The following is a 23840-nucleotide window of genomic DNA, read 5'->3' as shown; positions in this document are numbered from 1 at the left end:
TTCAAACATTTCTGTCCAAATTTGATGTCTTAATTAATTTTAATCCTAGCGGCTGTGACTTATCTGGCTTTTCAGTGGTCGATTATTCAACGAAGCTCCCTAGCAAGTATAGCAATTTTTTTGCCACTTTTTATCAACTTATTCTGCAGTCTCACACAACTGGCCAAGGATATCAATTGAACACAAATATCTTGCTTACTTAACCACTTTGAAAAACTTTTCATTGTTCAAATCCTTTTTTCGATCAATCCTATATCCAGAAGAAATAATCTCAAGCTGCTTAGTCTTAAACAAGTTAAAACATTCTGTTCCCGTATTTAAACGGACGATTTTTATTGTATTCATATTTTTCTAAAATAGTTGATTCAAGATTAATTCCATAGTGTTCACAAATATCCATGACTCTAATTACTACGTCTGCTAATTCAGAAGGAACACCTACCATTTTACCCGAATCAGTATAATAAGTTTCGTTAATTCCATGACCCTTACGAATTTCTTCCAAGGCTTCTGATAATTCAAAATGTCAGAGAGCAATCAAGGTACCGAATTCTCTTTCTGACTCCCACCAACCATGATTCATAGCATTTTCATGAATCATTTTTTGTACCTCTTGGATTGAGCTCATTAAACTATCACTCCAGCATTTTATTTTTTTATACCTTTTTAATACCAAAATTAGATTTTGTACTACATAATTAGATAGTATAGTTACAGCAAAGGTCTCTTTGTTAGCCCTATCATGGTCGTTGCTATGTGCCTATCGTATTTAGTCAAATAAATTAAAAAACCGGCTATTAAGCCAGCTTTAAAGATCCAACACCATATTGTACCAAGTTTCTCCAGCATGTTGTGAATCAGATATCCCTTCTACTTTGTAGCCATTTCTTTCATAAAAGGGAATAAGCGTTTCCAAACAAGTTAATGTAATTCCTGATCTATTGTGATTTTTTGCCACTCTTTTCAATTCTTCGAGCATGCCACTAGCAACACCGGTCCCTCTGTACTCCGGTAAAACAACCAAGCTAAGAACAGACTGATAACCACCGGTTTCAGGATTGACCGTACTTTTTTCGAATAATTCGTCATATAAGTATCTTTCTTGAATAACTGGACCTACTACATAGCCAATTGGCTGATTTTCTTTATCTGTAGCTACAATAAAACTGTCGCTAATCAATTGGATTCGTTCTTTCATTGCTTCTTTGGTAGCAGCTTCTTCTTTTGAAAATCCACTAATTTCAATCGCGATAATTTTATCAATTTCCGTAATTAAAGGTGCTCGAAAGTTAATTGCCATAGTATCTCCTTTCTATTACTTCATACTCATATTTACTGAGTACTCCAACTTATAGAGATTCCCAAAAAATCTTAAATGCTCTGGTCCTTATTTTCCCACAATTTATTCTCGTTAACTTATAGGTTTGGTTATCTCGAATATCAATAGGGTACATATTTGGGGATTTACCTGGCAATATTACTTTGTTGTCAAAGGTTACCGTAACTTGTTGTAAATCAAAGGATTTTCTTCGTAAGTTACCAAAAGAAAGAGCCTCCAACTGTCTATTCTTAACTTGGACGGTTGTAAATTGCCCCCAAAGAGCTAAACAAGATAGCAGCAGCAGTACTGGAAAAAAGATCCAGAAACTTATTTCTTCACTGTATCCATGAGTATAAGCAAATTGACACCAGTAAATTAAAAAAATCTGAAATAGGCTAATAGATACCACATAGGCCCAATTCCATACAATCACTTTTTTCATTTTTACTCCTTACCGTACAATTAATAAAAAGACAGCTTACTTGACGAGCCGTCTTGAAATGATTTTTATTATTCAATAATCAGCATATTATTTTGATCAAATTTCCAATCTTTACCATATGCAACTTCCCAATAGTACCCATCGGGATCAGTAAAATAGCCAGAATATCCATCCCATAATGGATTTTTTTCAGGCTTTTTGGCAATTACTCCGCCAGCTTTAACAACTTTATTGAAAATTTCATCTACTTCTGCTATTGAGTGGACATTTATTGCCAAGCTGATACCTGAGAAACCCGATGTTTGAACAGCTGGTGGTTCATCTGCGTTTATATCTTTAGCCAACTCTTTGATGGGGCACAATTCCAATTTGGTTCCATCATTATCAAAGAAAACAATTGGCGGATTATTTCCTTGTTCGTAGGTTTTGAATCCTAAATACTTATAAAATGCTAGAGAAGCTGTCATGTCCTTTACACCTAAACAAATCAGATTGATTCTATTCATCAAGTTTCCTCCTAATTTTTGAAATACACACTAAAAACAGCAAACGTTGAAAGCCTAATTGCATATTTCAGCTTCTCGCATAAACACAAAAGAATAAAAAAAATGCTCCAGAATAATTTCACACCAATTTCTAGAGCACTACCTAAATCTAATCTTCAATGACAACACGTTGAACAACTGCTAAATTAATCAGACGCGAATGGCTTGATTGTGAGTGTCTGACGTGAATCCAATTTGGTTCTTCGGGAAGCTCGTTGATGAGTGTATTCGCATGAAAACTATTTCCCCGATCATACCGGAAAGCAACTTCTTTTTCATTATTCAGAGCATCGATTATAATTTGTTTCAAGAGACGATCACCACACTTTCTAACCCAATTATAGCACTTTTAGAATGGAGCAGATAATCATTTTTCAAGCATTAGTTAATCAGTCCAACAATCAATAAAATGAGCTCTGCCGCACCGTTGATCACATCTATTACCGATATTGAAGTAAAGGCTAACACAAAGCAGTTCACCAAAAGTAAGCGAGTTAAAATCTACGTGTGAATAAAGATGATATGTGAGTGACGGTCTACTATTCTATTTCTTAAACACTCTCTAAGTTAGTCTGTCTACTACTGCAAATAAAAAGGCTCGTTTAAAATAGCACAGAAGATTGGTACAACTTGTAGTATTTTATCAAGTAAAGTACTTTAGTAATAAACGATGCAGCCTTGTTTTCTTAAATCCTCAATCCAATTAGGTATTATTAATTCGTGGTTCCACCTTAGATCAAGTCTTTGCAGTTTTACTAGTTGCAATAAGGTTTCTGGAAGTGATTTAAGTTCATTGCTTCTTAAATCAAGATCAATTAAGGAAGATGCTTGTCCAATGTCTTCAGGTAATCTTTCAACTTTATTATGGCGCAAATTAATTCTTTGCAAATTTTTTGCTCTCAAAAAGTTTAAGCTGAATTGCTGAATTTGATTACTTTCCAATTCCAAAATGCGGAGCCTTTCCCAGTTACTGCAATCAAACTTGAACGCATTAATCTGGTTGTTTCTCAAGTACAGCTCTCTAATATTTTCGAGTAGCGCTAACGATAACGGAATATCCTTAAGTTGATTGTTCATTACTCTCAGCTCAACTAAATATTTTAGTTCACCAATGCTCTCCGGAAGCTTCGTCAGCTGATTATCACTCAAATTTAAATACTCAATTTTTGGTACTTTGCCAAATAAATCAGGCAGTTCTGTGATTTTATTGTTGTGCAAATAGACATAACTTTGTAGATTAACTAAATCAAAAAAAGTTTCAGGAATTGTTCGAATTTGATTATGTCCAAAGTCGATATTTTTCAGTTGAGCTATTTGCTGAATTTCTGAAGGTATTGTATCAATTTGATTAGCCGAAATATTCAATATCTCTAAATTTTTCATTTTAATGAGTGCTTCTGGAAAGTGCTTAAAAGAATTATTGAAAATATTTACTTCTTTATAGCTATTCATTGCGCCTTCTAAATGCGGAAGCTTAGTCAACCCTTTACTCATTGCTGTTAGTTTCATGAATCCTCCTTTAAAATTGTGATAACTAAGTATAGCAATGTTTTATTGATTGGTTCAATAAACTTTGCAAGAAAGAACCTAACAAAAGGTCCTTTGCTAGGTCATTAGAAGGTTATTCTCTACTTCTTTTATAAGGATAACTTTACAAAAGAATAACTATAAAGATGAAAGCAATAATTACTCTCTACTATTGAAGAAAGCACCCCTGGAGTAATAAAATTGGGCTCCTTATTGTATTTTTATCACTACTATTCAAAAAAGTAAGAGGCACATTTAGCATCTTTGAAAACATTCCTCAAAAAGACAAAGAGTCGAATTTCAATAAACTATTGAAATCCTCGTTAGAGGTATTTTCTTCTTTCCGGCATTCTAAAATCAACCAACCCTTGATTAAGAAAACCATTTAAAGGTAGCATTAATTTAAATTTTTCTACTACATATTCTGAAGCTTCAGTTAGCAGTTCCTGGTCGCTGATTTTATATTCGATGTTCCATGACTTATGCTTTAGGTATTCTGCCAAGGGATGATCTTTATCATAGCCTCTTGGAACGTTTTTTAACTTTAAACCTTCCACTTTAAAAGTTTCCACAAATGCTTTCTTTGTAATAATCTGCTGAAATTCCTCTGGGTGTGAGATAAGGTGTTCCCTGATTAATTCAGTTGCTTGTGAAAATTGTGTTGCAAAAACACCACCACCCAAAAATGATTGACCTGGCTTAATGCAAATATAGTAGCCTGCTGGAATTGGTTTGCGTTCAGCAATTGATAAATGTGCTCTAAAGGCTGGATGATATGGCGTCTTATCATGACTAAAACGAATGTCACGATTTAATCTATAGACTAATCTCTTTGGCTCTAAATTGCCAATTGGCGGATCAAATTCAGCGATTAACAATAATAATTCCTGAACAAATTTCAGAAATTCATTTTTAGCAATCTGATAGTCTTTTTTGTGCTCTTTCATCCATTCAAAGGAATTATTTGCTTCTAATGCAGTAAGAAATTCAAGTGTTCTATCTAAATTCATTACTTGTTCCTCCGTACTGTGTCCATATTAGGAGAATTAAGCAGCTGTACGAGAAATTGTTTAGAGGCAATAGTAGAACTATAATTTGGCAGTTCTGAGAATATCGTTGCTTGCTCATCCAATTGTTCCATAGCTTCAATATAGTTAGTTAAACTATTCTGTTTAACCTCTTCTAAGTTTTGATAATCAAGCTTCTGGGGATCAAGACGTTTACTTTGGATGGCAAGGCCTATCCTTTTTTCACAGGAACAAAATCCAGTATTGGTTAATCCACAATAACAGGTTAAAAAACTTGCTACCTGCTTTTTTGCTCTAGATAATTTTTGGCGATAGTTTTCCGGAGTCATGTCCAAAATTTCTCCAGCAAGCTTGCTGTTTACTTTGAACATTGTTCCCAGAACAAAAACACAACGAGACGTCGGATCCAAACACTGCAGCATTACATTCGTACAAGACAGTTTCAATTCTTGTCCTAATATTTTTTCTTCGACTCCTTGAAGTAAATCATTGGTATTCTCAATCACACCTGCTTTTATATCTTGAGAATAAACTTCGAAACTTAATGGCTGATTAGCAAACATAGACTTCTTATAATCAATCAAATAGTTAGTGGCAATACGATATACCCAAGTTTCAAATTTACTTTCCTTTCGAAAAGTGCTTAGATTCGTAATTAACTTTGTTAGAATGTCTTGTGTTGCGTCTTCGGCGTCAGGAATTGATCCCAACATTCTAAGTGATAAATTAAAAACCAAATCTTGAACGTCCAATAAAATGTTTTCCAATGCTAGACGGTTCCCAGCAATAGCGTCATTAATTACATTCTCTGTTACTCTCTCATTTTTCATAGATTAGCTCCTCCCTTTACCCTATTAGACGGAGATATCATCCATTTGTGACAACTTTTTTACTTATTCTTAAAAATAAAAAGTTAGAATATTTTAGTTTATTATCTCATATTGCTATATAAGCTGCTATTAAACGGATACTTACAAAGGATGGGGCGTGATGAGAAAACTGAAATGAGTGGGGAAATTCAAAAACAATGTAAAAAAATCGCCAACTCGCTTTATAAGAGTGACGATTTTATGAATTAATTGGATACTGATTTTTTTAGACTTTTTCGAATGTATGTGATCCCTGTGTAAATAATTACTACTATAATGATCCATGTTAAAACGTCTAAATTTAAGCCCGTCACAAATTTAGCTGCAATAAATACCCCAAAGACACCACAAACGGTAATTGCTAAACTTACTTTTCGCGCATAATCTCCTGATTTAATAAAGTTAACGCTGGCCACTGGCATCAACCCTGCACAAGAACCCATCATAATTGGAAAAGCCACCAAAGGATTCAGACCCAACATATAAACCATAGCCATACATGGAGCATATAGTCCAACGCCGATCGTCATTAATGCACCAAAAATGAAATTGCCAACTACACCAATTAGTAACCGACCACCAGTTAGAGCAGTCGCTGTATTCCCTGCACCTAGTAAATTAATCATCCCTGTTTGACGAAGAGCCATTAATAATGCCGTAGCAATTAACGCCCATCCCATCCAGAACTGAACAGTTTTTTCAGGCAGCTTAGTTACTGTACGGGAACCTACGAAAGACCCCACAGTCGCTGCTGCAATTAAGGCAAATAATGTTAACGGCGCAACATCAACCACTGTAATAAAAATCATGGCTTCTACTAATACGGGAATTGCATGGCCAACATTTAAAGTTCCTGGCAATAAACGATCATGATCCAGTTGTTTAGTTAAATCCAGCAGCATAGCTGTAGGTGCAAAACAACCAATTCCTAATGTATCTAAAAAGTCAGTTATAAAGCCAATTACTCCAGAAATAATCCAGCTTCCGCCACCTAGATTGCCCTTATTTGCGAGAAGGTCTCTCCCCATTAAAACAGCTTGCATCACTGCAAAAATTGCTAAAATCGTTAATACAACTTGTACCATTTCTTCTATTGCTCCTTCATCAAAAATCAAATTTTTCTATTTTTGGGCGCAAAAAAATACACCCTATCATAAGAAGAAAAATTCCCAGTACTTCAGAACAAGAATGAATCAGCCTACACTCCTGTTCTGGCAAAGTAATCTCTGCACAAGTAATGGGAATTTATCCTTCGTTCTTAAATCACCTTACACATGCGCAATGTATTCGTAAGGTAATGGAACGATCTTACCTGGTGTCTCGATGGTTACTAAGTTGGTTAACGTATCTTTTAAGATACCTGTTTGCATCTCAATGTTGTGTGGTTCTCCAGAGTTAGCGCCCATTGGAACCATCGGTGCTACTGCACGTGGTGATCCATTTTGACGTACTACTGGTGGTAATGCTGCAATTAAAATAGTAGGAATTCCCGCTTCCTCAATAGCTCTCTGCACGATCACGGCAGTTCTATGGCAGGTTCCTCAGCCAGCGGTCATTACGACAGCGTCGACTTCTTCGTCAACTAATTTTTGTGCGATCTCAGGACCAGTGACATCGTGAAATGCTTCTTGGTCACCTCCGCCGCCCATAAATGCGTAATGTACTGGTGCTGCTTCTTTGATAAAGCCTTCTTTGACTAATTCATGCAATCGGTCGATCGGGAACATTGCGTTCACGTCACGGTTTACATCGGCGTTGTCATACCCGCCATGAGAGACCATTAATTCGTCGCTTGGTGTACCATCCGGCACTTCGCGATACGTTGTATCCCCCGCTAAATTGAATCGTTTATCACTCTTTAAATGAACGCCTGCTGCCGTAGCTAATGCAACACGCATTTCTTTCAGCTCTTTTTTGACAGGTGTGAAGACAGATTTCGGCGTAATCGGCACGAAAATTTCTGACTGCAACCCTTCAAAGACTGTTAAGCCCATGTGTTATTTCTCCTCTCCTGGTGTCTGTGCTTGCTTCTTCTGAGTTTCCAAGCGGCGTCGTTCATGCTCTTTGATGGCATGGACATAATGATCGTTGGGTTCCTCTTCCAAAACTTCTGGATAAGTCATCAAAAAACCGACTTCCTGACCAATCGCTAAATCATATTCAGAGATGATCATGCGTCTGGGAATTTTCAATTGACCTAAACGTCCTTTAATATCGATGGTTACACTGGCATCGTGAAGCTCGACAATGATTCCCTCAAACATTTGCTCTGTTGAAATGTACTTGAGTCTATCCATAGTTATTCGTCACCCAAATCTAGTCTTTTTCGTAAATCTCTTGACGTTTTTTACTCTTCGGCAACACTTGTTCATTGTCTGCCAGGTCAATTTTCTTCCCTGTCGTTTTTTCAATGATTTCGATGTTGTTCAACTTCACATTTGGGTTCCACTTGCGTTCTGCTGTTTTGATTTCGCCGCCGCCCATTAATGTTTTCAACATGGCCAAGTCACGAATCGCGTCTTCTTTACACAGGGTGTTATTAGACAAGATTTCGTTTTCGATTCCTTGTTTGGATTTGTTGTTATCCACCATGGCGCCCATTTCTGAGTTGCCGACAACCAATGCACCTTGAACAGCTGAATAAGAATCACCGACTACTTTCACGCCGCGTTTACCGATCTCTTCGATATGAGAAGCGAAGTCAATGTGGTTATTTCCGAAGCCTTCGGTTGTAACAATCGCTCCGTCAATATCCATCGCTTCAATCGTCATACCTAGACGTTTTGATACATAGTATTTTTCCGTGTTTGCCTGAGGTGAACCGACAAACATCACACCTACCAAGTCAATTTCTGGATCTTCCATTGCTTCCATGACCAATGGTTCTCTCCAGTAATGACGAGAGGTTTCTTTTGACGCTGGTCCAATACATGTTAATGCATGGATCCCACCATCCAATACTTCAGTTGGAGCTAACATGATTGGCAAGTTCCCCAAGTCAACGTTTGGCTTCGCGCCAAGGGTACCAACTGGTTCAACCGGCATAATCAAGTTATCGTGCATCGCACCTTGTCCCATGATTTCTTTCACGATCAAGACACGTTTATTGCCAAAGCGACGTTTTTGCACGATTTCTTGTGAGTCAACTACTAGTGAATCGTCCACTTTTTTGATCGCTTCACGAATTTCTTGTGTGATCAGGTCAGAAGCTTTATGAGCTGCCAATGGTCCAGGACGTTCCATATTGGCGCCCTCTTTAATCGTTACTTGGGTTTTAATGAAGATTTCGCCTTTTTCTGGGGCACCAGGACGTCCCCACATGATGTTCCGGTCTAATTCGCCTTCTGATGAGCCGAATTCTCCGATTTGAACACCATTGGCATCTGTTCCTGTTACCACCAACACAACGCCGTCTAATACTCGTGTCACTCCATGGCCGATACCGCCTTCTGCTTTAGCCGCAATCGGTTGTACATCCATGATGGTTTCACTATATTCGTCGTAACGGTCTGGTGTAATAATTTCGAAGGTCATGCTTTCCACTAGCTCTTCTAGCTCAACAGCTTCCGCACACATCTCTTCCATCTTACGTAAGATTAAGGTTGTTCCTTCAATTTTCGTTTCTTCGCCAAACTCTACTTTGTTAATCTTTAAATAATCACGGCGAACAGAGCGAATGACTTTTTCTTCTACTTCTGCTTCCGCAGCAGGTGCTTGCGGTGCAGGAACGGCTACTTGTTCGGGAGCAACTGGCGCTGGTGCAGTAGGTGCTGCAACGCCCATTGATCCGGCAACTGACATAGGAACTTCTAAGTCGATACCTTTTCCTTCAGCAATATGAATCTTGATAGTGCCGCCTGCAAACGGTACGGTTACTGGCGCTGGTGCAGCAGCTTCAGGTTCAGAAACTGGTAATTCTTCAATCATCTCAGGTTCTTCTACTGGCGTTTCTACCACTACTTCTTTCACACCATCGAGAATCTCTCTTGTTAAAGGAATCAATGCATCTGTAGTTTTATTTAATGTAGTACCAAGTACTTGTTCGATTGTTAGAGCATCTTCAGGGATTTCTAATAATCCTGAATCCTCTAAATCCTCGAAGATCGCTGGATCTTCTAAATCATCTGGTGCGATTACTTTGCCGGCTTCCGCACGGCAACATAATACTGCTGAATCTTTTGCATGTTCTTTTGCAGTGTCTGCTGTGATGGACATTCGTTAATTCCTCCTGAGATTTTCTTAATTTGTCGGTAATTTACGATATAACCTGTGCCCATCAGCCCGCAGTACATGATCTGTATGATGATAAACCGGAACTCCTAACCTAGGAGCTACACCCATGACGGTGTTCGTTCAATCAGAACAGGATCCGGTCATTACTACTTCGGCGCCTTGTTTCTTCAAGGACATTACCGTCTTCGCTTGACCTGGACATATACCTGGTAAGGCACACCTATATCTTCCATTTACTTCTACCATTCGCTTGCAGCGTTCTGCAGCGACAACTTCGGCGCCCATGTTATTCACGATTTCGGTCATACGTTCTGCTGAACCACCGCATTCGCAAATCAGCAAGCCGACTTTACGGTGTTCTTGTGGAAACGGCATTGCTACGAGCACGCCGCCACTTGTTTTAGTGATTGGTGTCATTTCTTCCCCGCTGCGTCCAGTCATCGGTCCGCCGATAACGATTTCGCCGTGAGGTTCGACATAACCACCCACATTATTAATCAAAGTTTTAACTGGTGTTCCAATTGGTACATCCACAAAGACTGTTTCTTTTTGTTTCACACGTCCAGAAACCGTAACATCTTTATCGATGAATGGTTTACGGTCTTCAATGGCCTCGGCAATACGTTTGATGGTTTCAACATTGTCAATTACTGCCCCAACTTCAGTCGGAAGCTGGCCAGGTTCAAGAACAATATCCATAACTTCACGAACAATCATTCGTTCATCGCCTGCTGGATAGATATCCGGCAATTGATAAACTTCAAGGTTGTCCACCTGCGAAGTTGCTTTAAGTAACCGAACTACAAGCGAACGATGTTTTCCTTTCACTGCGATTACACCCTTTGGTGCGTTCGTCATTTCAAGGCAATACTTCATTCCGCGGATTAGTTGCTCAATATGCTCATCCATTTGTTTGACATTATGTGCAAGTAACGCTTCGCATTCTGCTCCATTAGCAATGAATACTCCTTCAGGAATATCACAAGCCAATTTCAAGAATGTCGGAAAACCAGCGCCACCGGCACCAACCACTCCTGCTTCTTCTACCGCTTTAATCATTGTGTCGGTTTCAGGAATCGGTAAATAGCTGGAAAAGTCTTGTTCCTCATCAATCGTCAAGACAACACTTTCTTCACTAACGTCTACAACTTTTCCTGAAAAGCTACTGTGGATATTGGCACCAAGACCGTTTGGCTTTGCAACCAACTGACCACGCTTGACCATTTCTCCCGCTTTGACAATCCCTTTGCAAGGAGCGCCAACATGTTGTTTTAATGGTATAAGAATTTGTGTCAATTTATTTCACCTCCTGTATTTATAATGCCGCTATATATAGAAAAATTAAATAGCTCACGATTGCGTTCGCTAATCGTTCCAAATTATGACGTACTAGCAGGAATTGAAGCTCCCTAGTACTTCGAATCAATAGTCAACTCACTATTTGTGTTAATTGTTTTAGCTGACTATTCTGATTTTCCGATCGACTCTCCCATTACCAATGATGTGTGTCATTTGGAAGCTCTAAACTTCTATCAAATTTGTAAAAAACATCACTAACCAATTTAATAGAAATAGGCTCTTGTGAATAATATAATTTAGCTGTATCATTAAGTAAATCGCTAATTTCTAAACTTATCCTTGAAGACTTTTCAACAATAAGCGGAATCAATCGGATGTCTCTGGAAATTGCTTATAAAGGTGGATACTAAATGGATACTAGAAAGTATAAAGTTTTGTTGGAAGTAGTGGATTTAGGAAGCTTTACCAAGGCAGCGGAAGAGTTGGGATACACTGTCTCAGGTATTTCTCATATGATGAACTCTTTGGAGGAAGAAATAGGGTTTAAGATTCTATTTCGTTCTAAAAAAGGGGTAACACTCTCCCATGATGGGGCAGAGCTTCTACCGATTTTACGTTCTATTATCAAGCTAGAAGAGAAATATGAACAGACCTTGAGTGAAATGCACGACTTGAATCAAGGGAGTATTCATATAGGGAGCTATCCTAGTGTTGCCAATCACTGGTTACCAAAAATCATCAAACAGTTCAATCACGAATATCCCAAGATTAGAATTAAAATAACTGAAGGTGTCAATCAAGAGATCATAAAATTACTAGATGATAAAAGAGTCGACTTCGGATTTGCCAGCAGTCAAAACATTAAAAACTATAAATGGATTCCTCTGGGTACCGATCCAATGATTGCGGTTTTACCCTTGGATCACCCCAAAGCTGATGCAGATGTCTATGACTTGAAAGATATTGAGCATGATGATTTCATCGTTACAGCCGGCGGAAATGATGAAGATGTATCTAATTTATTGAGAAAATATTCACTAACTCCTAAAATCAGCTATCAAACCTTTGAAAATTATTCAGCTTTAGCAATGATTGAAGAAGGTTTAGGAATGAGCGTGATGAATGAGCTCATCACCAAAGGCAGAAATGTTACTTTGGTTAAGAAGAAATTGAATCCACCAGCCTTCATTGAATTAGGCATTCTTTTGCCTAAAGATATTATTACACCGGCTGTTGTAAAGTTTGTTGAATATACGAAAAACTATTTTAAAGAACACCCTTCTATTTAGGTATTGGTGAGAAAAAACAGCAGATTAAAAAAAAGCAGCTCGGACAGTAACGCCGAGCTGCTTTTTCTACAGGAAATTACTTTGTCTTACTGAAGTGCTAATAAAAACTAATACCATTTTACCGGAGCCCAGCAATTGAAATTACTATAAAAACCTGCAAAGTGACTTCCATTTTCCGAAGTTCCTTTAAACCAGAATTCTACTTCTGTAACTTTCTCATCTAAGTTATCAATGATAACTGCACCATTACTTATATAAGGTGATAACGCTACGTCCTCACTTGTTAACTCAGATTCAACCGTCTTAACCGTGAAATGGCTTGAATATTCTATAGGGTGTTCCATAATAAACTTTTTAGTTTTTTTATCAACATAAACTGTTGGAAGTTTAATCCTCTCATTGTTAGTTGCATAAAAAGTTTCTATATTAGGTAATTCATCAAGAACCGTCAAGTCTTGGATATCTGCCGCCCCAAATTGTAAACTTTTTATCTTTTTCAGTTTACCAAATGGTCTAATATCCAGAATCGCGTCCGGCAATTCATCTATTCCTGCAGCATAGGAATAGAACTCTTCAAGATTAGTCATACCCGTAATAGGGCGAAAATCCATCACACCAAAGCCACTACAATTTAACTTTGAAGCATTTTTTGCATATTGAACGCCTTCTAAAGAACCAAAACATCCTGCAAAAATTTCCCCTTCAACATTCTGAATTTGCTTTATAGTCGGTAATTCATTCTCAATAATTTCATTATTTTCTATTTGGCTATACTGAATTACACTTTCTCTCAAATCACTACATGGTATATACACTTTACTCTCATCAGCAGACACCTCCGAAACACCCCAGCAAAAACTACATACTAACAATAAGCATAAACCAAACAACTTCTCAAACTTCATTTTTCTCCTCCTCAAAAGATTTTTTTATGCTAAAGATGATCTAACTACCTCTAAACCCAATCAGCAAAAAGTCTATCTAAGAAACTAGATAGACTAAAATAAAACGCGACCTACACTTTCAAGCGGATACCAGCTAACATGAATGATTTTTACTACATCTCCAGGCTGTGGCGCTTGAATAAAGTAGCCATCTCCAATATAAAGTCCTACATGATGTGCGGATCTGCCCCAAAAGACTAAATCACCTGGTTGAACTTCGCTAATAGGAATTTCTTTTGCAGAAGCCTGCTGTGCCTGACTTAATCTAGGATGCGCTACTCCATTTTGAGCAAATACCCACTACTCAATCCGCTACAATTAAATCCTGTTGTGATCGTTCCTCCCCAAACGTAAGAAACACCCAAGTACTGCTTAGCTGATAAAATGATTGCCTGAGCCTTATCGCTAATCTCTTCGTCTGTTGATAATGACTGCCCCAAACTTAATTGTTCCAATAACTCTTGCTGTTGTACTTTTTGCAATAATTCTTGTTGCTGTTCTTCCTCTCGAATTTTTTTAGAAGGACCTCATTATCCTGCAGTTCCTGCTCTAATTGGTTCTTGCTACTTGTTTGCTCCTTAAGGGTATCGTTTAGAGCCGTCTGATACTCTTGTCGTTTATTTTCCAGCTCTTTTTGTTGCTTCGCTAGCTTTTCAACCAATGCTGAATATTCTTTTGCTTTAGTACCATCCGTTTTACGAATTGTTTCAATGCCCTTTTGGGAACTAAGTCTCTTTGTCCAATTATCAAGTTGAAAGAAACTCGTCTTTTGTTCTGAATCCTTTAATTGGATGGAGCGAACACGTGCTTAAATTTCTTGCTCCAGCTGATTCAGTTTTTCCATCATTTAGTTCCCTGTTTTCTCTTGAGCTTCCAGCTCTTTATTTAACTGTTGGATGGCCTTCTCTTGCTCCTCCTGCTGCACCACACTTGTAGAGATTTCATCGTTTAGCTGGCTTAGCCGTTCACTCAGGCTAGTAATTGTTTGTTGCGTTTCTGCTTTAGGGGTGGCCTATGCTTCATTAGAACGGAAGCATAGGCCGATAAAAATTAGTGTCATTCCTATCCAGAATTTTTTGATTGTTCGCACCTTCTAAATGATTAAGTGATTGAAGAAGCTTGATTGGGCTATGGAATTTTAATTGTCCCAATATCGTTGACTTTATAATCCCAATTGTAGGGTTTTATATCAGTTTGATTGGGCTTAATATATATCGTTAACCATTTTTCATAAACGCCATCATTGAAGTCATATTCATACTCTCCTGGTTGAACCGTATGTGTGGTGATTGAAGGCTTCTCAGCAGTATCACTAACAATGTACCCCTGGTTCTGATAATATCCTGGAATAATTGGTTTAAATTTCAGCTTACTATAAGTGTCTGCATCAACAAGCTCAATTACAATGGAGTTGAAATCTACCTGATCATTGTCTGCCGCATCTGTTAACTCATACCCACTATTAACATGCGTATTGTATTTGATCGTATCGGTGTTTTCGATTGTTAAATATCCTTCTGTTGGTGTAGTCAGTATTTCTCTGTCAGCGGCTGACGCTACGGCCATTTGGCGAATGTGCAATTTAACGGTTGCTTGTTCGACTATATAGGTAGTTGCGGCTTTAAAAGTTGCATCTTTATACGTTACATCTGTCTTAGGATTACGGTTACCTGATGCTATGTGAGTAGACTCTAAGCCTGTGCTGTTAAAATTAGCTGGATAATCTGCCGCATTGTCCTCTAAATAAATTTGGACTTTAGTATCCTTTGCAAAAGCAGAGCCTAGTTGATGTGACCATTCACCTGCAGCATTCGCGGTTCCAACAGCAGTTAATGGGCCATCGTTTACCGATAGATAGACCTTTGCATTCGGTTCAACGCCAGTAGCGCTCAATGATTTATCCGTCGTCGTAATCTTTCCTTTAGTCAGACTTATAGGAGTTGGTGGTGTCACATCAATAACAGTTGTCTTACCGACATCTCCTGTCCAAGTAATACCTCTAGTAGCAGTTCCCTCCATATCGAAAGTTGCTTTCTGAAACTCAGTATCCGTATATTTTACATACCCATCACTTTGAAGAGCAAGAGGACCACGGATATTTCCGTAAGTATCTTTAAGCGACACTACGGCCTGACCTGGTAGCGCCCAAGATTCAGTCATAATTGCTACACCATTACTATCAAATTGGCCGGTAGGAATTAGCCCTAAGCTAACGCGTGCACGATAAGATTTCTCTGCGTCAGTTACATAATCCCAGACTACTTTAGGCGGTACATTCAGACCATTGATTCTGCGGAAACCATTACTAGTAAAGCTAGTTTGCAAATCACTGTTACTTGAGGTTACAGTTGGACCAGCCGCCGTAAGATGACCCACTTTTTCATAAACAAAGTCTGCTGGATTCGTCAAAGCAGTAGCATTCTTCCAGGTATTGATGTCAGTATCTTTGATTCTAAAAATATTATTGTTGGAAATATTTAGGAAAGAACGTGTATTACTGTTCCGAATTTCAAACATTTTTGGTGTATCTAATTCAAATAAGCTTCCGTTACCAGCCATAGATATAACACCATCAGTAGTAGAACCATAAATAAAAACTTCTGAATTTTTTTCAGCTGTAAATGTCATATCTGAGTTAACACTACTATTGTTATAGTCTAGTTTAACAACTGATCCATTTCCTCGTGACAAAAGATTAACATGTGAATTTTCTTTAGCAATAAACTTTTTAGAAGGATACCTGTTGTTTAGCTCTGTCGCATCATAATTAGAGATAGCTCTTCCTTGCATATTTGCATTATAATAAGAACCTTCTCCTACAGTAATCGTTGAATAGTTATCATAGATTGCCGGATAAGTTGTTCCCCCAGTTGTATTTCTTAAATAAACAAAAGCATTCTTTCCTATTGTAAATTCACCACTTAATCCAGTTGAACCATCAAGCTGTCGCGTTGTAAACCACACTACTGAATAGTTTTGCCCACAGTTGGTTCCTTTCCAAACTGTATTATCTTCGACTACTATGCTGCCTGTATAAAAGTTTTCAGCACCAGTAACCAATATATTATAACCATACATAGTTACTTCCGACTGATTTACTCTTGCCCAACGCCCCACAAAGGTTGAATAGTTTTCATTTTCTCCCTCATATTTGGCTGGATCATAGTCCGTAAAGACATTTCCAAATCTAAAATACCAATTTTTAGAAACATCACCATCACCATGGATACCATTGTCTCCTCTAATAAGAGATTTTCGATAGGCAGCTTCTGAACCTCCAGACCCAGAGTAGTCAGTTGATTGAGCAGCTGTCAGATCATGCATATGAAAAACTGATTGAGTTCCACTTGTTGGCTCTGCAATGGAGAGGTTTCTACGATAAAGTAGAAGTTTATACCCTCCACCATCGATTTCAATCGAATTTTTCCGTTTACCAATATTTCCCGAGCCACTTGTTGGTGAGCTGATATCATTTAACATAATAATCTTCGTGACATCTTCATCCTGATAAGCTTCCACAAATCCATATCCCCACTGATTCGCACTAGAAGTAGTTGAACTGTACGTATCTACGGTGACGACCTTGCCACTCAATGGATCAAATCCATGCTTGGCATTGTAAGCATCATTTGCCGCACGATAGGAATCTCCGAAAAGGTCTTTGTGTTCTTCAAAGCTTATGCCTCCTGAAATATTATTTTCTGCTGCTTTGACTGTTTGAGGCGTTTCGTCAGGCTTTGCACCAAAGAAGAAGAGGGTGCCTGCTACTGCTATTGCCAAGATAAGTGCGCCTATTTTATACCTAAATGTTACTTTCATTCTTGAATCATCCCTTTCAGTCCTACTTTGCAGTGCAAAAACCAACTAAGACTTTATTGTGTAATAAACATCTGCCAACAAGCTTAGTCTAATTAATTTTTTCTAATGTCAACCTCTTACGCATGCTGGATCCAGAATTCGGAAAACTCGCTGCCCAGCTTGTACCCTCTACCCCATAAAGTAATGATAGTTTCACCAGTAATTCCGCCTTCTTCAAGCTTTCTTTTCAGCTTATTAATCAGACAAGAGAGCTGGCTCATGTTTGAAGGCGTTGGTCCTTCAGGCCATAATCGCTCACACAATTCAACTCGTGACAGAACCAATCCTTTTGAATATGCACTTAATAGATTTTCAAAAAGCTTCTTTTCTGTCTTGGAAAGTCTGGTTGTAAGTGGCTTTAAATCATCTTTTTCAGCATTGCCAAGAACTACGATCTTATTACTAACTATTTGGTTATCACGCATGTCTTTTTGAAGCTCATGTAATTTTTCGCGAATCTCTTCAAATGTTGCATCCTTTTTTAGGCTTCCAGACATTCCTTTTTCTTCCCAATAGACACTTTCTTCTTCATCCATTGTCTTTTCTACCATTCGTACCAAGAAAAAAGGATGATGCTTTAGCTGATTTAACACGATATCTACTTCTTCATTGCATAACGTTTCGCTTAAAAATACCCAATGAAAATAAGATAAAAATGAAGAAGACGTATACTTTTGTAAATGATAGAGTAAATCTGCTGAACATAATGTTTCAAAGTTTAATCGTCGTAATTTTCCAATAATTTCTTCTTCTGATACTATATTCTTTGTCAAAATCAATGCATGTTGCATTAGAATCACCTTCTCTTTTTATCTTCTGTTAGTTTTTTTCTTTTTCAATAGGATCTGCAGTCTCAGTATCCAACAGCACATTCCAGATGATAATTAAGGTTACTGCAATACAAATGACTACTTGTATCCATAATTGGTCAAAATAGGATTCAGCCAGCTTAATACTAAATATTGCCAATAAAAAACATAAGACTAATATTACAGCCAACTGAATTTGTTTTAGATCTTGTTGAATGCGATAAACGGTTTCTAGCGGCACCCGTTTTTGACGTGCAACCTGACGGATTGTTTGTTTTTCTACTAACAACCAAATGATTTCGCGGTACAGTTTTCGTGCTTCAGGTTCCTTGCTGAAAAGAGAGTAGGCTGCTTTACTGCGTTCTCTTTCTTTTCCTAACTTAAATAAAGTTGGATGCAACAAACGATCGTTATGTATAGACCAACGAAATACTTGACGCCACTCTTCAATGGTTAAATGTGGCAGTGTCAATACATCTAAAGTCAACTCCAACGCTTCTAATTGATCTAGGCATGCCAAGATTTGTCGATAATCTCGTGAAATCACTTCCCAGGACGTGATGACTACGTGGTCGCCTGACTGTGCAAAATTTAGCAACGCCTGAAATTCGCTAGCAGGAGAATTTATTGCCTTAATCTCCTGATTTCCATCAGAAAAAAGCTCCTCTATTGGATAATCCTCTAACATGTCTAGCTGCTGATTAAATTGATACCCTCGTGCATAGCCAAGATTCATGATTCTTTCCCCTTCTATCTCAAGTTTTCCTTTGTTTGATTTTTTCGAGGTGGTGTTGCTTTCTGAATCGGTCGTCTCTGTTCTTTCAAGCGAGATAGACGGACCAGCTTTATCTGGATATCTTTTTGACTCTTTATCAACGACATGAGTAGATAACTGTGAACAATTAATGCGAGTCCTAACACCAGCAACAATAAATAAACCACCGAATTCCACGCTTCCTTCTATCTATAAATACTCTCATTCGTGCCTAAAATTCTTGAATCAATAATTATTAGCCGAATGTTATTCTTTTTAAAAAAGGGATACAGAAGAGTCCTGTGTCCCTTTTTCAACATTACTTTTCTACAAGAGCCTTTAACTTGTCATCAACTGCCTTCAGCGTTGGATCAGCAGGAACTGCTCCTTGCCACCAAGCATCCCGGTACACATACTCTGCACAATTCACTGCTTCAACTTTAATTGAAATAGTAAAAGCAGATTGGTGATACATTTGATGGAGGCTGTTATCGAGTTTAATTGAATTGAACAAAGGTTCTGTATTTTCCAATGGTTTCACAGCTTCTTTTATATAGTAGTAATAGCCATCACCACCATATTTCCAGTCCACTGTATTTAATTGCTCTAATATTAAGTCCGTTCCAACAGCGATAGGCAAAGCTTGTTTGCTTTGAGGATCATCTGCAACATCCACCTGTGTTTCCGGCAATACCATTACCCGAATAAATTGTTTGATGGTTCCAGTGTTTTTAACCGTTACTTTCTTTGTTCTACTTTGATTCTTATGAATTTCAGTGATTGCTTCATCAAAGTCCTCATCAAGCTGGGTTTCTATTTGTCCAATTTGAAAATCAGTTGTTCGACGGTCTTTAGCTGTCATCGCAGCATAAACAAAGTAACTACCACCAAGCAAAAGGAGGACGAGAACAATTGAAACAAGTAAGTAACTCAGTTTTCGAGCCAATGGCTTTTTCCGTTTCATCTTGCTCCTCCTTATTTATATAGTTGGTCCTGGTACATGTTATAGGCGAAATCAGTAGAAGAAATCCCCCAATCAGAGTACAATTCTCTGGTAATATCGTGGGCATCCATTTCAGGAACCAATTTGTAAAAAGCTCCTTTATACTGATTCAAATAGGCTGGATTTAACGTAACACTAGTTAATAAACTGGTGGAGCTTTCTCCAGCTTTAAGTACTTCTGAATAATAAAAGAAACCATTCTCGTAATACCAGTAAGCAGAGTCTGTCCCCGATGGTTGCGTGTTGCTGTCAAATACCTTCCCGCTTGTAAAATTTAGTTGAATCGCAGGCATAGGTTCTGGTCGTGTTCCTTGATAGACATATGGCAGATCCTTCAATACATGATTGGCTTTATAATGCTTATTTGCACTGATTTCATAGGTCTTGCCGACAATCCAGGTACTAGTATCCTTCAAGCTTATAACCGGAAGAACCGGGGTTCCATAAGACATAAGATCCCCATTTCCATTGCCCGGACTATGATTATCCTTCACATCTGTTTCAAAACTAACAAATGATTCGGTTAATGATAGCCGTACAATTGCCGGAACTTCTCCATTGTTTGTCACCCGTATTTCTTTTGCTTCCTTTGTTCCAGGAGCGAAGTGACGAACCATATCGAGATTTCCGTCAATCTTGGCGGACAGTTTTCTTTGGTTAGCTTCCGTCCTATTTACTCGTTCATCATTGGAGGTAATCCAGGCATAGGTACTTCCTGTTACTAATAATAAACTCAACAAAAGAGAGAAGAAGGCGAACAGACCTTTGCTTCTAACAAATGTATGGAACAAATGACGACGCTTATCGCGCTGACTCATACCTCCTCCTCCTCTCGACGTTTTTTCCATAAGAACAAGGCAATCAAGACCAATAATAATCCTGATAGAAATTTGTAGACAATGTGTTCACCCGTTTGGGGCAACCGCTTTCCGTTTGACTGAACACTGGGTTCTATTTTAGGTAAAGTTGGGTTTTCAATAGAAGGCGTAGGTTCTTCAGATACAGAGGGTTTAGTTGGCTCGATCGGCTGATCTTTTGTCCCTACAAATGTCCAGTAGAAGTTCAGCGCGCTTTTTTCCCGCAAATTTTCATTTGTTAATTGGGAATCTACCGCAAATTCAGCGATCATGAGTTTATCTGTTCCATACTTACATACTCCTAATTCCAATGGGACTTTACTCCAATCTTTACCGCTATCACCTAATAGCGAGCCTTTATAGATTTGTTCGCCATCCAAGGTTAAGGTCATGGTAATGTGGTTTTTCCAATCTAACGATCCGGTTGAGTCTATTTCTTCAACCAGCATGCCTAAAGAAAAGGGGTCTTCTAAGTCCAAACTACGAATAGTTATCTCTTTCTTGTACACATCTCCTGGGAGAATATCCACTAAATCAATATAATATTCTCCGTCAGATGTGGCATACATTCCTTCAGAATCCCCGATCACCATGCCGGGAGGAAGTGCTTTTGCCGCTTGTACTGAGTACGTACTGCAAAAGAAGAAACAGAAACACAGGATGCTGCTTAATACTGTTGTAAGTTTTCTCAACATCTGCCACTTCTCCCTTCATTTCATGGTGTCCTTTTCAATTAAATGCCTGCTTTAAGTTTGTTCACAATTAGTAAAGTATCACCAGTTGGTGCTGAACCTTCACCTAAGTTCCAACCTGCTGTGTCAATTAGCGCATCCGCATTGGCTTGAACAGCTTCCATTTTCACAATCAAATCATACGAAGCATTGGTGTATTCAGTACCCATTGCACTTTCAAAGACTAGTTTTTCTAATAGATTCTTCGTTGTTTCGCCTGATTTCACTGGAACTGTGTAATAGAACCAGCCATCATCTGCGTTGTAAACCCATTTATTACTATCTAAAGCAGTCGTATTTGTCATATCTGCACTGTATCCAATACGGATATTATTCTTACCTAAACCGTTTGTATCTGCCTGAACCCCCTTATTACCAGTTGCTGTCGGGATTTGATCTGCTACTGTTGCTGGTGTTACTGTTGGAAGACCAGCCGCATTGGTATAACCTAGTCCACCGAAAGTATAGTCGTAATCTACGCTATAACGAACACCGTCAGTACCAAGCAATGCTCGACCTGTCGCTGCACCATCTTCATCTGGTAGAGAAGATTTTGCCCAGTTAACGGCTGTATTCTTATAGCCATTTTCATAGTAACCGTATTTCACATTACTTAAGGTAAAGTTCCAGTCTTTTGCATCAAGGCTACTGTTTTCATTGTTCACTGCAATATCAAAACTCATTGCTTGATATTTGTTTTTGCTTGCATCATACCCAACATCGCCAGGTTTTTTTCCAGAGTTATCTGCATGGGTGAAGTATTCATGCATTAATTTAGATTCGTAACTGATTTTTTCAACGCCAGTAACTGCGTCGACTGTTTTTCCACCCTTAACCAATAGCTTCACGTTGTCATCTGCAGGTGTTGCTAAACCGGTAATCTGACCCGCAGGTACAATAATAAAACCATCTTTGTAAGTTTGATCCCCATTAAAATTGATCGGCATATGCTTGTTCAAACCTGAATCGTTCGCCACATACGTATATTTCGCTCCAGTAACTGAACTTGAATCGTACTTTTCAGCACCTAATTTATCCAAATGCTTCAACACTTCTTCGTAAGATACACGAACAAATACACTGGCTGTACCCGTGTTGGATACGGCTACTTCTTTGGTTGCTTCGGTTCCTGGTACCAATGGTTTTGGTTCCCAAGTTTCTTTCACCGTTACACTGTTGTCATTAACCGCTGCCGATTCCGCTCGGTTAATCCGTTGATCCTGTGCAGTAATCCAGGCAAACGTCCCGGAGATGGCTGCGATTAATGCTAGAGCTGCTGCAGCTGCCATCAGCTTTTTCTTCTTACTATTCTTCTTCATTTCTTTTCCTCCTATACATCCTTTTTTTACTTTTATATAAATACTTGTAAATACAAGCAGTTATACCCCTCTTGGATAATTCTTTTGTTTCATTCGTTTCCTCGCTGGTTCTGGCTGTAGAAAATAAGCTTTCAGAACTAGGAAGAACCCGAACGTTGATAAGACACACACTAAACACAACCACAGATTTTCCTGAACAAAGTTCAGAACACCACCCATTTTCGGAATCACAAAGGTTACTTTTCCGTAAACTCGGTCTGCCGAAATCGGTGGATCCTTACTATTATTGGCATCCCCTTTAGTAACAATATAGTCGCCTTTTTCCCCATTTAGTTCGTCTAAGCGCTCAACCATTCTATGTGTTAGGTAACGATCCCCATCTCCAACTTGGAAGGTAACAATGTCGCCTTCTTTCACCTGACTGCCGTCGGTCATTTTCACTAGCACTATGTCTCCAGCATAGAATCCTCTTGAAGGCGAATCGGGTTGCGGTGCCATCGAATTGGTTAAGACTTGATAGAAACGATAACCAAAGATAGCAGTATCGGATTTTTCACTAAAGGCAAACATCAAAGAGCTCAATAAAATCCCAATCGTTAAGGTGTAAAAGAATAGGTTATACACGAACAGGAAGATCTTACGATTCGTGGATTTCTTTGCCTCCTGTAAGGGTGGCATTCCTTGTTGGGTGGGTACCGGCCTTTGAGGTCGCGCCCTTGGCGGTGGTGTCCGCTGCCGTTCATAGCCATAATCAGCTGGTCGTGGATTGCCATAACGTTCTGGCACACCTCGCGCTGGATAAGGATTGTGCTGAGATTGAGCTAACCGTCGTGGATCACCCTCTTCACGATTTCGATTAGCTGGTCGTTGGGGCGGATACGGTCTTCTGTCGTCATAATCCTCTTCATAGTCACCCCTTCTAGGTGGTCGGCGATTGGAAGGGGCACGTTCATGATACGACGGTTCGTCAAAATCATAATCATGATCCCGATATTCACGTTGTCTCGACATA

23 protein-coding genes and 1 pseudogene are annotated in these 23840 nt (G+C 38.7%); 1 reads left to right on the top strand and 23 read right to left on the bottom strand.

What is annotated here, in order from left to right:
* Nucleotides 1–295 precede the first annotated feature (295 nt).
* The 12 genes from IGI46_RS12520 to prdC all read right to left on the bottom strand — a co-directional run bounded on the left by IGI46_RS12520 (nt 296) and on the right by prdC (nt 11261).
* Nucleotides 296–505: a hypothetical protein gene (locus IGI46_RS12520; RefSeq protein ID WP_429969591.1), complete on the bottom strand. Its 210-nt coding sequence runs from the start codon at nt 503–505 to the stop codon at nt 296–298.
* A gap of 303 nt (nt 506–808) precedes the next feature.
* A complete protein-coding gene (locus IGI46_RS12515) occupies nt 809–1300 on the bottom strand; it encodes a GNAT family N-acetyltransferase (RefSeq protein WP_429963439.1) in 492 nt (163 codons plus the stop codon).
* 49 nt (nt 1301–1349) lie between these two features.
* Entirely contained in the window at nt 1350–1763 is a 414-nt protein-coding gene (locus IGI46_RS12510) for a hypothetical protein (protein ID WP_429963438.1), read from the bottom strand.
* 68 nt (nt 1764–1831) lie between these two features.
* Nucleotides 1832–2269, bottom strand: coding sequence for a VOC family protein (locus IGI46_RS12505; RefSeq protein ID WP_429963437.1), 438 nt, complete (start codon nt 2267–2269; stop codon nt 1832–1834).
* 696 nt (nt 2270–2965) lie between these two features.
* Complete coding sequence (locus tag IGI46_RS12500; protein ID WP_429973529.1) at nt 2966–3817, bottom strand: leucine-rich repeat domain-containing protein; 852 nt, start codon at nt 3815–3817, stop codon at nt 2966–2968.
* 341 nt (nt 3818–4158) lie between these two features.
* On the bottom strand, nt 4159–4845 hold the full coding sequence (locus IGI46_RS12495; RefSeq protein WP_429963435.1) for a DUF2461 domain-containing protein: 687 nt from the start codon (nt 4843–4845) through the stop codon (nt 4159–4161).
* On the bottom strand, nt 4845–5693 hold the full coding sequence (locus IGI46_RS12490) for an RNA polymerase sigma factor (protein WP_429963434.1): 849 nt from the start codon (nt 5691–5693) through the stop codon (nt 4845–4847). Before IGI46_RS12490 ends, IGI46_RS12495 begins: the two co-directional genes overlap by 1 nt.
* Before the next feature lie 245 nt (nt 5694–5938).
* Nucleotides 5939–6817: a permease gene (locus IGI46_RS12485; protein WP_429963433.1), complete on the bottom strand. Its 879-nt coding sequence runs from the start codon at nt 6815–6817 to the stop codon at nt 5939–5941.
* Nucleotides 6818–7000: 183 nt separating this feature from the next.
* The gene (gene prdB / locus IGI46_RS12480) at nt 7001–7726 is read right to left on the bottom strand and encodes a D-proline reductase (dithiol) protein PrdB (RefSeq protein WP_081633041.1); all 726 of its coding nucleotides are present in this window, start codon (nt 7724–7726) and stop codon (nt 7001–7003) included.
* Nucleotides 7727–7729: 3 nt separating this feature from the next.
* Nucleotides 7730–8029 carry a CBO2463/CBO2479 domain-containing protein gene (locus IGI46_RS12475; RefSeq protein WP_429963432.1) on the bottom strand — a complete coding sequence of 100 codons (300 nt, stop codon included), beginning with the start codon at nt 8027–8029 and terminating at the stop codon, nt 7730–7732.
* Between the two features lie 19 nt (nt 8030–8048).
* Nucleotides 8049–9947 carry a D-proline reductase (dithiol) proprotein PrdA gene (gene prdA / locus IGI46_RS12470; protein ID WP_429973528.1) on the bottom strand — a complete coding sequence of 633 codons (1899 nt, stop codon included), beginning with the start codon at nt 9945–9947 and terminating at the stop codon, nt 8049–8051.
* A gap of 24 nt (nt 9948–9971) precedes the next feature.
* Nucleotides 9972–11261 (bottom strand): proline reductase-associated electron transfer protein PrdC, encoded by a 1290-nt coding sequence (prdC, locus tag IGI46_RS12465; protein ID WP_429963430.1) that lies wholly within the window; start codon nt 11259–11261, stop codon nt 9972–9974.
* A gap of 413 nt (nt 11262–11674) precedes the next feature.
* Between prdC and IGI46_RS12460 the strand changes: the two genes are divergently transcribed.
* Nucleotides 11675–12553, top strand: coding sequence for a LysR family transcriptional regulator (locus IGI46_RS12460; RefSeq protein ID WP_429963429.1), 879 nt, complete (start codon nt 11675–11677; stop codon nt 12551–12553).
* Nucleotides 12554–12660: 107 nt separating this feature from the next.
* Here IGI46_RS12460 and IGI46_RS12455 read toward each other — a convergent pair whose 3' ends face one another.
* From IGI46_RS12455 to IGI46_RS12405, 11 genes and pseudogenes are all read right to left on the bottom strand, one after another.
* Nucleotides 12661–13458, bottom strand: a complete 798-nt coding sequence (locus IGI46_RS12455) for a hypothetical protein (protein ID WP_429963428.1) — start codon at nt 13456–13458, stop codon at nt 12661–12663.
* A gap of 93 nt (nt 13459–13551) precedes the next feature.
* Nucleotides 13552–13737 (bottom strand): annotated as a pseudogene (locus IGI46_RS12450) (C40 family peptidase); the annotation flags it as partial.
* Between the two features lie 35 nt (nt 13738–13772).
* Nucleotides 13773–13979 carry a hypothetical protein gene (locus tag IGI46_RS12445; protein ID WP_429963427.1) on the bottom strand — a complete coding sequence of 69 codons (207 nt, stop codon included), beginning with the start codon at nt 13977–13979 and terminating at the stop codon, nt 13773–13775.
* 646 nt (nt 13980–14625) lie between these two features.
* Nucleotides 14626–17316 carry a pectate lyase-like adhesive domain-containing protein gene (locus IGI46_RS12440; RefSeq protein WP_429963426.1) on the bottom strand — a complete coding sequence of 897 codons (2691 nt, stop codon included), beginning with the start codon at nt 17314–17316 and terminating at the stop codon, nt 14626–14628.
* Between the two features lie 116 nt (nt 17317–17432).
* Nucleotides 17433–18146 carry a winged helix-turn-helix domain-containing protein gene (locus tag IGI46_RS12435; protein ID WP_429963425.1) on the bottom strand — a complete coding sequence of 238 codons (714 nt, stop codon included), beginning with the start codon at nt 18144–18146 and terminating at the stop codon, nt 17433–17435.
* Between the two features lie 28 nt (nt 18147–18174).
* Nucleotides 18175–18900: a recombinase family protein gene (locus IGI46_RS12430; protein ID WP_429964965.1), complete on the bottom strand. Its 726-nt coding sequence runs from the start codon at nt 18898–18900 to the stop codon at nt 18175–18177.
* A 337-nt stretch (nt 18901–19237) separates the two neighbouring features.
* Entirely contained in the window at nt 19238–19882 is a 645-nt protein-coding gene (locus tag IGI46_RS12425) for a hypothetical protein (RefSeq protein WP_429963424.1), read from the bottom strand.
* A gap of 11 nt (nt 19883–19893) precedes the next feature.
* Nucleotides 19894–20739: a hypothetical protein gene (locus tag IGI46_RS12420; RefSeq protein WP_429963423.1), complete on the bottom strand. Its 846-nt coding sequence runs from the start codon at nt 20737–20739 to the stop codon at nt 19894–19896.
* Nucleotides 20736–21470, bottom strand: a complete 735-nt coding sequence (locus IGI46_RS12415; RefSeq protein WP_429964964.1) for an LPXTG cell wall anchor domain-containing protein — start codon at nt 21468–21470, stop codon at nt 20736–20738. The genes IGI46_RS12420 and IGI46_RS12415 overlap by 4 nt, the downstream gene beginning before the upstream one ends.
* A gap of 41 nt (nt 21471–21511) precedes the next feature.
* On the bottom strand, nt 21512–22828 hold the full coding sequence (locus IGI46_RS12410) for a hypothetical protein (RefSeq protein WP_429963422.1): 1317 nt from the start codon (nt 22826–22828) through the stop codon (nt 21512–21514).
* A 60-nt stretch (nt 22829–22888) separates the two neighbouring features.
* The gene (locus tag IGI46_RS12405) at nt 22889–23839 is read right to left on the bottom strand and encodes a signal peptidase I (RefSeq protein ID WP_429963421.1); all 951 of its coding nucleotides are present in this window, start codon (nt 23837–23839) and stop codon (nt 22889–22891) included.
* Between the last annotated feature and the right edge of the window lies 1 nt (nt 23840).

The organism is Enterococcus sp. AZ163 (assembly GCF_050498925.1).
In the GTDB taxonomy this organism is placed as follows: Bacteria; Bacillota; Bacilli; order Lactobacillales; family Enterococcaceae; genus Enterococcus_A; species Enterococcus_A ferrettii.
This window is presented reverse-complemented; position numbering and strand designations above follow the sequence as displayed.